General features: G+C 59.2%; 14 protein-coding genes and 1 tRNA gene. 5 read left to right on the top strand and 10 right to left on the bottom strand.

From position 1 onward, the window contains the following. The first annotated feature begins 10 nt into the window (after window positions 1–10). The 3 genes from pcaH to ACP7E0_RS01695 all read left to right on the top strand — a co-directional run bounded on the left by pcaH (window position 11) and on the right by ACP7E0_RS01695 (window position 2,712). Window positions 11–760 (top strand): protocatechuate 3,4-dioxygenase subunit beta, encoded by a 750-nt coding sequence (gene pcaH, locus ACP7E0_RS01705; RefSeq protein ID WP_426122550.1) that lies wholly within the window; start codon window positions 11–13, stop codon window positions 758–760. After that, a complete protein-coding gene (gene pcaG, locus ACP7E0_RS01700; RefSeq protein WP_426122549.1) occupies window positions 760–1,374 on the top strand; it encodes a protocatechuate 3,4-dioxygenase subunit alpha in 615 nt (204 codons plus the stop codon). The genes pcaH and pcaG overlap by 1 nt, the downstream gene beginning before the upstream one ends. A 285-nt stretch (window positions 1,375–1,659) precedes the next feature. After that, entirely contained in the window at window positions 1,660–2,712 is a 1,053-nt protein-coding gene (locus tag ACP7E0_RS01695) for a 3-carboxy-cis,cis-muconate cycloisomerase (protein WP_426122548.1), read from the top strand. 156 nt (window positions 2,713–2,868) lie between these two features. Here ACP7E0_RS01695 and ACP7E0_RS01690 read toward each other — a convergent pair whose 3' ends face one another. From ACP7E0_RS01690 to ACP7E0_RS01680, 3 genes are all read right to left on the bottom strand, one after another. Then, window positions 2,869–4,800 carry a DEAD/DEAH box helicase gene (locus ACP7E0_RS01690; protein WP_426122547.1) on the bottom strand — a complete coding sequence of 644 codons (1,932 nt, stop codon included), beginning with the start codon at window positions 4,798–4,800 and terminating at the stop codon, window positions 2,869–2,871. 244 nt (window positions 4,801–5,044) lie between these two features. After that, on the bottom strand, window positions 5,045–6,418 hold the full coding sequence (locus ACP7E0_RS01685) for a TadE/TadG family type IV pilus assembly protein (RefSeq protein WP_426122546.1): 1,374 nt from the start codon (window positions 6,416–6,418) through the stop codon (window positions 5,045–5,047). 463 nt (window positions 6,419–6,881) lie between these two features. Beyond that, window positions 6,882–6,957, bottom strand: a tRNA-Ile gene (locus ACP7E0_RS01680). Window positions 6,958–7,115: 158 nt separating this feature from the next. Here ACP7E0_RS01680 and ACP7E0_RS01675 point away from each other — a divergent pair. Beyond that, window positions 7,116–7,859 (top strand): SIMPL domain-containing protein, encoded by a 744-nt coding sequence (locus ACP7E0_RS01675; RefSeq protein ID WP_426122545.1) that lies wholly within the window; start codon window positions 7,116–7,118, stop codon window positions 7,857–7,859. Between the two features lie 195 nt (window positions 7,860–8,054). Here the strand turns inward: ACP7E0_RS01675 and ACP7E0_RS01670 are convergent, their stop codons facing one another. From ACP7E0_RS01670 to ACP7E0_RS01650, 5 genes are all read right to left on the bottom strand, one after another. Further along, the gene (locus tag ACP7E0_RS01670; RefSeq protein WP_426122544.1) at window positions 8,055–8,447 is read right to left on the bottom strand and encodes a hypothetical protein; all 393 of its coding nucleotides are present in this window, start codon (window positions 8,445–8,447) and stop codon (window positions 8,055–8,057) included. 172 nt (window positions 8,448–8,619) lie between these two features. Next, entirely contained in the window at window positions 8,620–9,024 is a 405-nt protein-coding gene (locus tag ACP7E0_RS01665) for a nuclear transport factor 2 family protein (RefSeq protein WP_426122542.1), read from the bottom strand. A 225-nt stretch (window positions 9,025–9,249) separates the two neighbouring features. Then, the gene (locus tag ACP7E0_RS01660; RefSeq protein ID WP_426122541.1) at window positions 9,250–9,672 is read right to left on the bottom strand and encodes a secondary thiamine-phosphate synthase enzyme YjbQ; all 423 of its coding nucleotides are present in this window, start codon (window positions 9,670–9,672) and stop codon (window positions 9,250–9,252) included. 48 nt (window positions 9,673–9,720) lie between these two features. Further along, the gene (locus ACP7E0_RS01655) at window positions 9,721–10,074 is read right to left on the bottom strand and encodes a DUF1428 domain-containing protein (protein ID WP_426122540.1); all 354 of its coding nucleotides are present in this window, start codon (window positions 10,072–10,074) and stop codon (window positions 9,721–9,723) included. 1 nt (window position 10,075) lies between these two features. After that, on the bottom strand, window positions 10,076–10,570 hold the full coding sequence (locus ACP7E0_RS01650) for a hypothetical protein (protein WP_426122538.1): 495 nt from the start codon (window positions 10,568–10,570) through the stop codon (window positions 10,076–10,078). 714 nt (window positions 10,571–11,284) lie between these two features. Here ACP7E0_RS01650 and ACP7E0_RS01645 point away from each other — a divergent pair. Then, complete coding sequence (locus ACP7E0_RS01645) at window positions 11,285–12,901, top strand: arylsulfatase (protein ID WP_426122537.1); 1,617 nt, start codon at window positions 11,285–11,287, stop codon at window positions 12,899–12,901. A gap of 231 nt (window positions 12,902–13,132) precedes the next feature. Here ACP7E0_RS01645 and ACP7E0_RS01640 read toward each other — a convergent pair whose 3' ends face one another. Beyond that, window positions 13,133–13,318: a hypothetical protein gene (locus ACP7E0_RS01640; RefSeq protein ID WP_426122535.1), complete on the bottom strand. Its 186-nt coding sequence runs from the start codon at window positions 13,316–13,318 to the stop codon at window positions 13,133–13,135. After that, on the bottom strand, window positions 13,315–14,898 hold the full coding sequence (gene metG / locus ACP7E0_RS01635) for a methionine--tRNA ligase (protein ID WP_426122534.1): 1,584 nt from the start codon (window positions 14,896–14,898) through the stop codon (window positions 13,315–13,317). Before metG ends, ACP7E0_RS01640 begins: the two co-directional genes overlap by 4 nt. Window positions 14,899–15,134: the final 236 nt, after the last annotated feature.

Here is a 15,134-nt window from a genome sequence, read left to right as displayed (position 1 = left end):
GCAGAATGAGATGTCCGATCTTTCCAACAACAAGCCTGAGACCGGCGCTTTCTTCCAGCGCGACCGCGCCTGGCATGCCCCTGCCCTGACGCCCGCCTACAAAACCTCGGTGCTGCGCTCGCCGCAAAAGGCGTTGCTATCGCTTGACGGTACGATTTCCGAGATCACCGGCCCGGTCTTTGGCCATTCCCTGCTCGGCGAACTCGACAATGACCTCATCCACAATTTCGCCAAGCCCGGCGAAAGCGCAATCGGTGAGCGCATCATCGTCCATGGCCGCGTGCTCGACGAACGCTGCAAGCCGGTTCCCGGCGCATTGCTCGAGTTCTGGCAGGCCAACGCCGGCGGCCGTTACCGCCACAAGAAGGAAAGCTATCTCGCCGCGCTCGACCCGAATTTCGGCGGTTGCGGCCGCACCATCACCGACGAGGACGGCAGCTACCGCTTTCGCACCATCCGGCCCGGCGCCTATCCCTGGCCGAACGGCGTCAACGACTGGCGCCCGGCCCATATCCATTTCTCGATCTTCGGCCACGGCTTTGCCCAGCGGCTGATCACCCAGATGTATTTCGAAGGCGACCCGATGATCTGGAAGTGTCCGATCGTCACCACCATCCCGGACAAAGGCGCTATCGAACAGCTGATCGCACCGCTGGACTGGGCCAATACCATCCCGATGGATGCACGCGCCTACAAGTTCGACATCGTCCTGCGCGGCCGCCGCTCGACGCTGTTTGAAAACCGGATGGAGGGCAACTGATGGTCCAGGATCTCGGCTACCTGAAGGAATCGCCGTCGCAGACCGCCGGCCCCTATGTCCATATCGGATGCACCCCGAATTTCGCCGGCGTTACCGGCGTTTACGAAGCTGACCTCGGCGCCGCCATGGTCAACGACAGGACGCTGGGAGAACGCATCACCGTGCGCGGACGGGTGATGGACGGCGCGGGTGCCCCGCTGAAGGACGCGCTCGTCGAAATCTGGCAGGCCGACGCAGCCGGTTTCTACAACAGCCCCTCGGAACTGCGCGGCACCGCCGACCCCAACTTCACCGGCTGGGGCCGCTGCCCGACCGGTGCCGACGATGGCATCTTCACGTTCGAAACCATCAAGCCCGGACGCGCGCCCTACAAGGACGGGCGCAGGATGGCGCCGCACATCACCGTCTGGATCGTCGCCCGCGGCATCAATATCGGCCTGCACACCCGCATGTATTTTGGCGACGAGGCAGAGGCCAACGCGGAAGACCCGCTGCTTGCCCGCATTGAACACCGCCACCGTGTCGCGACACTGGTCGCGCCGCGCGAGGGATCGGTCTATACGTTCGATATCCATCTGCAGGGTGAAAAGGAAACCGTATTCCTCGACATCTAGCAGGCTGCTGATAAAGTCATTCTCTCGGCATTTGGTAGATCATTTTGGAAATTGTGCGATTGCCAGATCCTGCGTCATTCCTGTGCTCGTAACAGATCCAGCCAGCTCAAGTCCTTGAGCGGAAAGAGTCTTTTGACCCGAAAGACGTCGGGTCGCTGGATCCCCGCCACTAGCCCTCGAGTTTAACCCGAGGGGAGGATGACGGAGAGTGGGGTACTGCTTCGTCAAATCATCATCTTCAGGGTTTTTCAGCAGCCTGCTAGAGCCCCTGGACTAAGGACAGACATGACCGCTTCGCCCTTCGACCATCCCTATCTCTCGGGCCTTCTCGGCGACGAGGAAATTTCTGCTTTCTTCTCGGCGGAAGCGGATATCCGCGCCATGTTGTCCTTCGAAGCGGCCTTGGCACAGGCGCAAGCGGATCACGGTGTCGTTTCAAAGGAAGCGGCTGTTCGTATCGCCGAAATCTGCGGCACGTTTCAGCCCGACGTCCTTGCTTTGCGCCACGCCGTCGCGACGGATGGCGTGGTGATCCCCGAGCTCGTCCGGCAATTGCGCAAGGCAATTAGTGGTGAAGCGGCGGAAAAAATCCATTTCGGCGCCACCAGCCAGGATGTCATCGATACCAGCCTGATGCTGCGGCTAAAGGCGGCCTGCGCCATCCTTTCCGATCGATTGTCGCAGCTGCTCGGTTCGTTCTACGGTCTTGGACATGATTGGGGCGGAAACCCGCTGATGGGCCACACGCGCATGCAGGCGGCCATCCCGATCACCGTCGCCGATCGCCTCGCCGCATGGTCATCGCCTTTTGCCCATTATCGCGACAGGCTGCAGAAAACGTCATTTCCGGTGCAGTTCGGCGGGGCCGCAGGAACACTCCAGAAACTGGGCGATAAGGCAGGCGCCGTTCGGGCAACGCTGGCCGGAAACCTCGGCCTTTCCGACCGCCCGCAATGGCAAAGCCAGCGCACAACCATCGCCGATATCGCCCATCTCCTGTCGCTGATCTCAGGCAGCCTTGGAAAATTCGGCCAGGATATCGCCCTACTCGCTCAATCGGGAACCGAAATTACGCTTTTGGGCGGCGGCAGCTCCTCGGCCATGCCGCACAAGCAAAACCCGGTCGCTGCCGAAGCGCTGGTATCGCTCGCCCGTTTCAACGCCGTCCAGCTTTCCGGCATTCACCAGTCGATGGTGCATGAACAGGAACGGTCGGGGGCCGCCTGGACCCTGGAATGGATGATCCTGCCACAAATGGTCATCGCCTGCGGCGCGAGTTTGCGATTGGCTGGAGAATTGGCCGGGAAGATCGCGACGCTTGGTAGCGCGATAAAATAGTCCGGAACCGGGCCAAGCGGCGGAACCTGACGTCTAGGGTTTCGCTCGCGCCCCTCACCCTAACCCTCTCCCCGTTTACGGGGAGAGGGTTAGGGTGAGGGGCAACACCGGATCAGGGTCTTTGACCTGACCCGGCGCATTTCCCAGCAACCAGCCTCAGTTCGTCTTGTTCTTGAACGGCTTGCGCTTAACGCCCTCTGTCGCAGGCTTGTCAAACTTCGGCTTGTCGAATTTCGGTTTATCGAATTTCGGCTTGTCGAAAGCCGGCTTGCCAGCCTTCTTCGTCCAGGGCTTGCTGTCGGTCTTTTCAGCCGGGCGGTTGTCGGCCTTCGCAAAATCGGGCTTGCCCTCGAACTTGCGCTTGGGCTTCTCGCCGTTCCAGTCGGCCTGCTTTGCCGGATAAGGCTTCTTGCCCGCAAACGGCGCACCACGCGAACCGCCGGACAGATCAGGCATGCCGTCGAGCTGCGTCACGGTGATGCCCTTTTCGAGCGCCCGCTTCGGACCGATCGCCTCGACGAAACGGTCCACCCACTCGCGAGCGATCTCGATATAGGTTTCCTCGGTCTGCATCTTGATGGCGCCGATTTCCTGCTTGGTGATCTTGCCGATGCGGCACAGCATCGGGATCAGCCAGCGCGGCTCGACACTCTGCTTGCGGCCAGCCGACAGCGAGAACCAGACGCTATCGCCGAAATCGCCACGCGGAGCACGCGGTTCGCTGCGTTCCGGGCGGTCGCCACGGTCGGGACGATCGCCGGATGGGGTATAGGATGGCGTATCCATCAGGTCTTCCGGTGCCGAACGGCCCGCACGCGCCTGTCGCAGGAAAGCTGCAGCCACCTGGTCGGCACCATGCTTTTCGAGCAATTCGCGGATGAAATCCGCCTCGTCGGGCGTGATCGCTTCGGTGAGCGCCGGATCGGCCAGAACCCGCTCGTCATCGCGGCGGCTGACTTCGTCGGCCGATGGCGGACGCCCCCATTCGGCATTGATATTGGCATCGCGAAGCAGGCGTTCAGCCTTGCGGCGGGCGCTGTTCGGAACGATCAGCGCGCTGACGCCCTTGCGTCCGGCGCGGCCCGTGCGCCCACTCCGGTGCAGCAGCGTATCAGGATTGGTCGGCAGATCGGCATGAACCACCAGCTCGAGGCCCGGCAGATCGATACCGCGGGCAGCAACGTCGGTCGCAATACAGACGCGGGCGCGTCCGTCGCGCATCGCCTGCAGCGCATGGGTGCGCTCGTTCTGGCTGAGTTCGCCGGACATGGCAACAACCGCGAAACCGCGATTGTTGAAGCGCGCGGTCAGATGGTTGACGGCAGCACGGGTCGAGCAGAACACCAGCGCATTCTTCGCCTCATAGAAACGCAGCACATTGATGATCGCATTTTCGCGATCGGACGGTGCGACGGTCAGCGCCCGGTATTCGATATCGAGATGCTGCTTCTGCTCGGCCTGGGTCGAGATACGAATGGCATCTTTCTGGTAACTCTTCGCCAGATTGGCAATCGAGCGCGGCACAGTCGCGGAAAACATCAGCGTGCGGCGGTCGGCCGGCGCTGCCTCAAGGATGAATTCGAGGTCTTCACGGAAACCGAGATCGAGCATCTCGTCGGCTTCGTCGAGAACGACGGCCTTCAGGCCCGACATGTCGAGGCCGTTGCGGCGGATATGGTCACAGAGACGGCCGGGCGTGCCGACAACGATATGGGCGCCGCGATCGAGCGCGCGCCGTTCACTGCGCATGTCCATGCCGCCGACGCAGGAGACGACGGTTGCGCCGGTCAGTTCATAGAGCCATTCCAGCTCGCGCTTGACCTGAAGCGCGAGTTCGCGGGTCGGTGCGACGGCGAGCGCCAGCGGCGCGCCGGCCTGGCCGAACCGGTCCTTGCCGCCGAGCAGCGTCGAGGCGAGCGCCAGGCCGAAGGCGACGGTCTTTCCCGAACCGGTCTGCGCCGAGACCAGCGCGTCCCTGCCTTCGAGTTCAGAGCCCAAAACAGCCTTCTGAACCGGCGTCAACTCTGAATAACCGCGCTTGCTCAATGCCTGAGCGATCGCCGGAGCGATGCCGTCTAACTCTACCATATGCTTATCTTTCGGAATTCGGATGTCATGCGCTCCTCGGTCGATGAGGGTAAGCGCAGTCCCCGCAGCCGGCACGTCGCCAGCCAATACATGCGCGCCCTCTTACTGCGCTTGAGGGCAATTGTACAGAGCGTCACGATGCTGCGCTGCAAAAACGCGAGAGAATACCATCAAACAGACGGCGCAATAGACCGGAAAACGGCCATGCCTCCACATTGGACGCATGGCCGTTCAGTTTCGCGGCTCAACTCGTCAGGCGCGGCGTCCTGATCACCTTGTTGAACAACGCCTTCATGGCGGTTTCGATGCCTTGTGTCGGACTGACCTCGAAATAGAAGCCCGGGGATGCGCAGGCTTCCATGCGCGTGCCGATTTCAGATTGGAACGGTTTGATCCAGCTATTGTACCAGCCGTTGTTCGGCAACGGCAGGTAAGTCGTGTAGAGGACAGCGATCTTGATCCCGCGATCCTTCAAGGCCTGGCAATAGGTCGTGTCGATCGGTTCCTGACAGCGGGTGCCCGTGAGCTTTTTCGTGCAGCCTTTCGGCTTATTGCTGTCGCCAACCCCGTCGGACACGAAAAATACCACCTTTTCCGGATTGGCAGAGGTGGTGCCGGTGCCCGGCGCGCTGATTTCCATATTGATCTTGGTCAACGCACTGTCGAAGCTCGTCTGCTGGTCGTTGTTGTATCCCTGGTAGGGAATGCTCATCAGCTTGATGTCCTGCGTACCGGTCTTCACCTTCGACAGGTCGGCGGTGAGTTCGGCCACCTTGAGCAGCTTCACATCTTGTGCCGTCTCGCCAAAGGTATAGGCAGCCATACGAAACTGATTGGCATAACTTTGCTGGCGCTCGGCTTCATCGGTCAGTGCCTTGACGGCCTTTGCAACGACATCGATTCGAATGGCGATACCGTTCGTCTTGGCGACGAAATAATTGCTGTTGGTGTTGATCACGCCGTTTTCAGCAACGATATGACAGGCAAAAGCGCAATTTCTGGAGCCGGAATCCGAGACATTCTTCGTCGCGGTGATCATCTTGTCGACGTCGGCCGGGGTGGCGGCCACCCCCATGGATGGGGTATTGTCGAGCAGCATGTAGAAATCCATGAAGGACTGCGTTTGGTAGACGGCGTTGGCACTGCCCGAAACCGTAATGCTGTTTTTTCCGAGGATGCGCAAAAAGGATGTCTGCAACGTCGCCTCATAGGTCAGATGCGCATTGATGTCCTTGCCATTTTTGGTGACCTTTGCTTTGACCAGGTCAAGCTTCAGGTCCTGATCCTTACTTTTCTCGCCCAAAGTGCTGGAGTTGGTCTGGGCGCTGAACAGCGCTTCTGCCTCCTGCTCGCTCAGCGGCACAGGACCATCCTGCGTCATGCCAACGGCCTGCGCGACGCCGGCCGATTTCTCGGCGATCGACCCGAGCACCGCGGCATCGGCCGCGTCCTGCAGCCGGCTCTTGAGTTCCATCGCACGGCTGAAATCGATCGCCATGCCGGCACAACCAAGAACAGGAACAATGGCAATTGCCGCCAGGATGCCAAAATTGCCAGCCCTATCCGTCAGAAGCCGCTTCAATATCCGCACTGTCCACACCCCGTTAGTTCGCGCCATAGAAGCTGGCAGCACAAATGACCTTTGGGTAAAGACAATACGGGCGAAACTCTAAATGCCGGTAAAGCGCAACAGTTAACCCAAAGCTAATACAATAATATCTATCTCAGGAAACAACACTGAGCATCTTATAAAGCCAAACAAACAAAGCCGCGTCGATTCCACTTGGCCGTTTCCTCAAGAGCAAGACGGAAACACGCGATAATACACATAACGACAAACGTACAATCATAGATAAGATAAAATACAGCCAATACAACTTGAAATAAACAATTGGATATACAACAGAACGATCTCCCATTTTCCCATACCTGCCCATCAAAACCGGTAGTTCGGAGCAAGAAAGGCTCACATATAGGGATGCGCCCCCCACCGTCGCGGCATCAGACGAAAACCAGCGAGGCTAACGGCTGGCTAACCCTGCCGATTAAAAATCGCACAAGTAATTGTTTTATAGGATTTTTGGTGGGCCCGGAGGGACTCGAACCCCCAACCAAGCGGTTATGAGCCGCCGGCTCTAACCATTGAGCTACAGGCCCTGCCGGAGGTATCCGGTGCACCGCGGGTCAATGGCAGACCGCGGGTGGGACTGGCTCTAGCGGAAAACTGGTTTTCCCACAAGACGTTGCCGCAATCCCTACACAATCAATCATCAATAAGGTTGCAGGGACGAAACACAACTGGAGAGAACCCATCCATGACATCCACCTATTTCCCCCGCCGCCTCAAGACCGTCGTTCTGGCGGCTGCTTTTGCGGGTATTGCCGGCACGTCGGCCTTTGCGCAGGACACCGCGCCGCGTGAAGCCGTGATCACTGTTTCCGGCGAAGGCCGTGCAAGCATTGCACCCGATCTCGCCATCCTGTCGTTCAGCGTCGTCAAGGATGCCAAGACCGCCAAGGAAGCGCTCGACGCCAACAACAAGGCGATGGCCGACGTGCTCAACGCGCTGAAGGCCGCCGGCATTGCCGACCGTGATCTGCAGACCTCCGGCTTCGCCGTCAATCCGCAGTACCAGTATCCGGACAACAGCGACGGCGGCAATCGCCAGCCGGTGCTGACCGGTTACCAGGTGGCCAATTCGCTGACCATCAAGGTGCGCGACCTGGCCAAGCTCGGCGAGATCATCGATCAGTCTGTGACGCTCGGCGTCAACCAGGGCGGCTCGATCCAGTTTTCCAACGACAAGCCGGAAGCAACGGTCACCGAAGCCCGCAAGTCGGCGGTGACGGATGCCGTTGCCAAGGCCAAGGTGCTGTCGGAGGCCGCCGGCGTTTCGATTGGCCGTATCGTTGAAATTTCAGAGAACTCATCCCGGCCCGAACCGATGCCGATGATGCGCACCATGGCAAAAGAGTATGCCGGTGATGCCGTACCGATCGCCACGGGAGAAAACAGCTATAACGTCACCGTCAACGTCACCTTCGCGATCAAGCAATAATAGCGCATCGCCAAGCACCGTGGACAATCGAACCCCGCTCCAGCGGGGTTTTTTTTATGCAAACAGTTTTGGAAAGTGACAGACGCGGCATCCAGCGCCCCAAAACAAAACACCCCCCGCGGAAAACCACGAGGGGTGAAACTTTCCGCCGGCCGGGGGAGACAAGGCGGAAAGAATTGGAATGACAAGCCTTGATTAACGGCCAATCACCGGGCAACCGCGGGCATTGGCAAATACGATGCTGCGATAGTCGCCACGGCGCACGCCTTCGACGACGACCCGGCGGGGCGAGACATCAACCACGCGGGCGCGGCGGATGCCAAAATCGCGGGCCTTTTCCTCGGCGAGCCAAGGATCGCAGCGGCCGCGGCGATTCTCGCCCCAGCCCGGGCGATGGCGGCGATCACGATCCCAGTCGCGTTCATCGCCGTAGCCATCGCGGTCACGATCGCGGTACTGGACATCGACGACACCGCCGGAATGTATGCCGAGGGTCAGCGTATCGGCGGCTGCCGGTGCGAGCGTGGCACCAAGGCCGGTCAGACCGATCATGCCGGCAAGAGCGAGCTTTGCAAAAATCTGTTTCATGACTTTTTCTCCTTATGGGTCCAAAACTGTGAGACGTCCGCCCGCCTTTGTTCCGGGGCATTGACAAGACCCTAATCCGGCGTGGCTGAACGGAACCCGAATCTGCCGTTCATCCGGGGTTCAGCCGAAGCAAGAACGTGCTGGAATGGCAGGAAGAAGGCGGAGAGCGTGCTCAGCGGGCAAGCATCTGTTCAAAAACACGAATATTGCGATAGTGACTAAGGCGGGTGACTGCGCCGTTTTCGAACTCGAAGACGAAGACGCTCGGTATCGAATAGGACTGGCCGCTGGCCTCAGAGAACCCCGGCATGGTTTCGCGGTAATGGCCGCGCGCGGTGGTATCGACGGCAACACGCTGGCCGAAAGCGTCGTGCATCAGCACCATGTCGCTGAAGCTTTCGTCGAAATGACGGAAATAGCTCATCACCCCCATCCGCAATGGACCTGAACCGATGGTGCGCTGGCCGGTCAGGGTATCGAGCGCCACGTCCTCATCGAGGAGTGTGCCGATCGTATCGAAATCCCGTTCGTTGAGCGCCTGCATGAAGCGGCTGGCAATGGTTTGCGCGTCGGTCAATGTTTCTTTCCTTGCCTGTCTGGCCGGTGCGGTTGGCACCGGCGTTATTTTGTCGTGTGATTGGACCGGTTCCGCGTTCTCCCGTCATTCCTGTGCCTGTCACAGGTTGCCAGCCACACGACGTCCGTCGCGTGGAAGAGTCTTTCGCTCACGGACCAACCCAAACGAAACTCGAGAACGCCCAAACAACTGTTTTTGTTCCTGTAATTCAACGCCATCACCACCTCATCCACCCAGATGCAACACCACCTCGCGGCGGTGCGGGCGGTCGCGGTGTTCGAAGAGGTAGAGACCTTGCCAGGTGCCGAGCATCAGGCGGCCCTGCCCGACGGGAATGCCGATCGAGACCTGCGTCAGCGCCGCCTTGATATGGGCGGGCATGTCGTCCGGGCCTTCGGCGGTGTGGATGACCCACCCCATCGACGGGTCGCTGGACGGTGGCACAAGGCGCTTGAAGAACTGGTCGAGATCGCGCCTGACGTCGGGATCGGCATTTTCCTGGATCAGCAGCGAGCAGGAGGTGTGGCGCACGAACACGGTCAAAAGCCCCTCCTCCACGCCGGCCGCGCGCACGAACGCCTGCGCCTCGCCGGTAAACTCGTAAAGACCGGCGCCGCGCGTCGGCAGGCTGATGATCGTCTGGGGCATAAAATCCTTTCAGACCGGCTTGGCCCATCGGCTTGGCAGGGCTCAGCGCTACAATTCCAGAAAACTCTGGAAGCCGCCATAGATCATCCGCTTGCCGTCGAACGGCATGGCCCAGTTGTCCATGCTGAGGCGCGGATCGGCCATGACCTTCTTGTTGATCTCATCCCGCGCCTCGCGCGACGGATAGGTGATCCAGGAAAAAATCACCAGTTCGTCATCGGTCGCCTGCACGGCGCGGGGAAAGGAGGTGTGCTCGCCATAGGGCACATCGTCGCCGATGCACTCGACATAGGAGAGCGCGCCATATTCCTTCCAGACCTTGCCAGCGGTGCGCGCCAGATCCTTGTAGGCTTCAAGACTGTCCTTAGGGACAGCAACGATAAATCCATCGACATAGGGCATGTCAGTCTCCTCCTTGAGATGCGCCTCTTTCATCGATCCGGGCACGCTTCCCCTCCAGGGAGGCCTGCAGCGTCTCGAGCAAATCCCGTGTCACGGTGCCTGAGCGTGCGACCGCCGACGTTTCGTCCTGCTCATCGACATAGATGGAAACCGGCCACTGCTCGTCAAGGGCAAGCAGGCTGCGAACCGCTTCGGGCGGGCGGACGCGACCGAAATAATCTTCCCGGCACAGTATCCATTCAAGCACGAATGCGCGGAACCAGGCATCGTCGGCACCAGCGATGCACGCCGGCAACAGCGCATCAACATCGACATGGCCGCGAAAGCAGGGCGGGATTTCGCGCAGCTTCAGCTTGCCCGTACATTCCTCCTGGCGGCCGCAGCGCCGCACCCGGCAGAAGGAGGGAATATCCATCCTCTTTGCGGTGGCGCGGCATAGCGCTTCGAACAGTTCGGGACGGAGCGGCAGGTCTTCAGGTCCGCAGATCGCAGGCATGGTGTTTTCCTTTTCAAGGTGGTGGGATCAAAAACGATGGACGCGGGTTGGCGGTCACGCGGCGGCTTTTTCGCCCGTGGTTTGAAGCATCTGCAATGTCTGCCGCTTTGGCGCGGCAGGATCGGCCGGGGCACATCGGGTGCCTCAGATAAGTAATAGTAGGTGACACGCGATGTGCCCCGTTTCAGTGTCTTTTGCCGCGCTTCTCAGGTTCTTCTGCGCTTTCCTCTCTGACAGGAAAGCCTCCAATGCCCCGGCCCGGCCGCTTATCCGCCAGGCCTTTCAATGCGGCGGGGCTTGGCCCTGGACCGTCCAAAGACGGCGTGGCCACCCGGCACGCCCGATCCGCTTTCACGAACCGGAGGAGAACCACCTTTCACGCAGCCCCGGGGATTTTGCGCGCGTTTCGCCAAACCGTCCGGGCACCGGCCCCACCTCGCCGGCAACGCAAACCGGTGTATCCGTGGTGGGACGGGAAGAAGTATGGCACGGGTTTTGAGAGCGGGGATTTGCGGGGATGATTTTTTGTGCCGAGGGTGGCAGGTTTTGGGGCGGAAGCGGACATCATGTTTGAGCTAATGCTTTGGCTTAAATACGGATCGTTAGCAGCACAACTCTCCGGAATGTGAATCCAGACTTCGGTTGTAGAGACATTGAGATCGGTCTACCATCTCGCCGACGGTTTCAGCCGTCTGCTTTGTGGAGGACGCTAAAATGGCAGATGAAAAGGAAAACGTATCTCCAATCAAAATGAATCGTGGCCTTAGTCGACGCGATCTACTGGTAGCAAGCACGGCGCTCGCGGCGACTGCTGTTGCCATGTCCGGACCGACCCCTGCCAAAGCGCAGCAGGCTTCGCCTGCTGGAGGCTCCGGCCGGAAACCGAATATACTGATGATCATGGGTGACGATATCGGGTGGTTTAATCCGAGTATCTATCACCGTGGCATGATGGGCTACCGTACGCCAAATATCGACCGCATCGGCAACGAGGGGGCGATGTTCACCGACTGGTACGGTGAGCAGAGTTGCACTGCTGGGCGAGCAGCGTTTATTACCGGCCAGTCGCCCATCCGAACAGGATTGACCAAGGTCGGTCTCCCAGGTGCTGACATTGGCATACAGCCCGAGGACGCAACCGTGGCCGAGCTTCTCAAATCGCTCGGGTACGCGACCGGGCAGTTCGGTAAAAACCACTTGGGCGATAAGGACGAGTTCCTTCCGACGGCGCACGGCTTCGACGAGTTCTTTGGCAATCTCTACCACCTCAATGCCGAGGAGGAGCCTGAGAACCCGGACTATCCAAAAGACCCGGAATTCCGCAAACGCTTCGGGCCGCGAGGCGTCATCAAAGCCACAGCCGACGGCAAAATAGAAGACACTGGGCCATTGTCTGTGAAGAGAATGGAGACCGTCGACCAGGAGTTCTTGGGAGCCGCGCTCGATTTTATTGATCGAAAAGCCAAAGGCGACGCGCCCTGGTTCTGCTATTTCAATTCGACGCGCATGCATGTGAATACTCACTTAAAACCCGAATCAGCCGGCAAGACAGGTCTCGGGGTCTATCCGGACGGAATGGTCGAACACGATGGCCAAATTGGCGAACTCCTGAAGAAACTGGACGATCTTGGGCTCGCCGAGGACACGATCGTTGTCTACACCAGCGACAACGGAGCGGAGGTCATGACTTGGCCTGATGGCGGCAGTACCCCGTTTCGAGGAGAGAAGGCAACGAATTGGGAGGGTGGCTACCGCGTTCCTACGTGCATCAGATGGCCGGGCGTCATCAAACCAGGGACGATCCATAATGAACCATTTTCGCATTATGACCTAATCCCAACGTTCTGCGCGGCAGCAGGCGAACCCGACATCGTTGCCAAATGCCTGACGGGATATGCGGCCGGGGTGAAGAATTTTAAAGTCCACCTCGACGGCTACAATCTCATGCCATTCCTGTCAGGAAGTTCCAATGACGCGCCTCGCCGAGACTTCCTGTATTGGAACGACGACGGGGAGATGGTGGCCGTGCGCGTGCAAAACTGGAAGGTAGTCTTCAAGTCGCAGGACCACGACGGCATTGGCGTATGGCGTCAACCTTTCACCGAACTGAGAGCACCGTTGCTGTTCAACCTGCGGGCCGACCCATTCGAGCGTGGAGACACCTCAATAGAGTACGAGAAGTGGTTTTTCGACCGCGCCTTCGTCGTCGTCCCGTCTCAAGCCGTGGTGGGAAAATGGCTGGAGAGCTTTAAGGAATTTCCAATCAGGCAAAAGCCCGCCAGCTTTAATCTGGACCAAGTGATGGAGAAGTTGTCGGCTACGAAAAACTAATTCAATATACCCCGGTGCCAATGGCATTTTTGCAGTTTTGGCACCGGGTATCGCTAGATAAATCTACGTAGTTGTGATCTCTTCTAACTAGAGGTCGTTGACATTACTATAAACGCCCCACGGTTCCAGCCGTATTCCCGGTACAGTACATTATGAGGTTTTCCGGCCTTCCGCTTTACTGCTCCGATTATATTTGTCCGATTTTGGTGCAAAACTGCCGTTGGTGGTTCATCAGAAGTGCTTGACCTCATTACCATCAGCCAACACTTTCGGTTTATTTCTTTCGCGACCTGTCGCGCCTTTGCCTCGTCCTCTGAATACTGGAGCACGACAGAGATTTTTATGGCTGCCGGCATCGGGACTTCCCAAAAGAAGACCGATTTTATCAAAACCAATCCTGTTCAGTTTCCCCGTCACGAATCCACCGGATCTGTCGGAAACAACGGAGCCCCGGCGGCGATCGTCGCTCCGGCCAAACCCGGACGCTGGCCGTCATCCCCCTCTTCCAATCCGAGCTTTTGCAGCAACTGCGCGCAAACCGACGGCATGAACGGGGTGAGCGCCGTAGCGATGATCCGAAGGGTCCATGCGACACTGTACAGGCTGTCGTTCAGGCGGGTGGCAGAGTCCTGTCTTTCGTCCGCCGTCTGCGCTGCCGCCACCGCTTTTGCATGCGCCCACGGCTGCTGGTCGGCGACATATTTGTTAGCCTCAGCGACCAATTTCCAGATCGCATCCAGCGCCCGGTCGAAGGCATAGGCGTTGAGATGGGCGGTGACGATTTCCTGCAGGCCAATGGCTTGGCGGATGAGCGTATCGTGTTCGGTGAGCCCCTTCGAAGGTTCGCACAGAGTGCTGCCGCAAGAGCGTTCGATCATGCTCAGCGTGCGGTGAACGAGGTTTCCGAGATGTCCGGCCAGTTCGGATTTATAGGCGGCCTCAAAGCGGACAAGCGAGATATCGCCGTCTTCCGTCGTGCGGATATGGCGCAGGAGAAAATAGCGCAGGGCATCCGCGCCGAAACGTTCGGCATAGGCGGTGGGGTCGATGGCATTTCCGAGCGATTTGCTGATCTTGCGGCCTTCCGTCGTCAGATAGCCATGGACGAGGATGCGGGTTGGCAAAGGCAGGCCGGCAGAGAGCAGTATGGCCGGCCAATAGACCGCGTGAAACCGGGTGATGCCCTTGCCGATGACATGGTCGCGTGCGCTGGTTCCCGCCCAATAGTGAGAAAGAAGCGTTTCGTCGGTGCCGTAGCCGAGCGCGGTGATGTAATTGGCCAGAGCATCGAACCAGACATAGATCACCTGGCCGGGATCGCCGGGAACCGGGATGCCCCAGCCCTGCGCCCGCTCGGCACTGCGCGAAATGCTAAAGTCCTCCAGCCCACGCTCGATCAGGGCGGAAATCTCGTTCTGGCGGGCGTGCGGTACGACCCGGATCTTCCCCTGCCGATATAGATCACGCAGCCGGCCGGTATAGTTCGACAGCCGGAAGAACCAGTTTTCCTCCTCGATCTCCTCCAGCGGCGCATCATGTTCGGGGCACCGGCCGCCCTCCAGTTCATCCGGCTTGTAAAACTGCTCGCAGCCGACGCAGTAAAGGCCCTTGTAGGACCGCTTGTAGATGTCGCCCTGTTCGCAGCAGGTCTGCCAGAGTTTTGTGACGCCTGGCTGGTGGCGGGGGTCGACGCTGGTGCGGATGAAGTCGTCATAGGAGAGGTTGAGGCTTTCGGGCAGAGCCTGGAAACGCGTGGCGTTGCGCGCGACGAAATCAGCGACGCAGTCTCCCGCAGCCTCCGCTGCCCGAACATTCTTGATGCTGTTCTCGTCGGTTCCGGCCAAAAAGCGGACGTCGTCCCCCCGCTGCCGGTAGAAACGGGCGAGCGTATCCGCCTGAATGACTTCGAGCGCAAAGCCCAGATGCGGGGCGGCATTGACGAAGGGGATGGCGGTGGTGATGTAGCGGACCGGTGCAGGATCGGATATTTTGGTCAATGGCGGAACTCCTCAAGATGGTATGGGGAGGCGGTTCCACAAAAAAAGCCGCCTCGGATGAAGCGGCTTCGGCGTCTGGCGAAATTATCTCAGATCACGCAAAAGGGTCCGCTTCTCGGATGGAGAGCGGCATCATCATGCGCGAAAGAGTGTTGAGCGGCAGACGGGTCATGTGGTCAGATAAAACAGGCGAGGGCTGCCTGTCAACGGGGCGGGCATACGGTGACGTTCGGCGT

Origin of the sequence: Pararhizobium sp. PWRC1-1, assembly GCF_049897905.1 — a bacterium.
Lineage (GTDB): Bacteria > Pseudomonadota > Alphaproteobacteria > Rhizobiales > Rhizobiaceae > Pararhizobium.
This window is presented reverse-complemented; position numbering and strand designations above follow the sequence as displayed.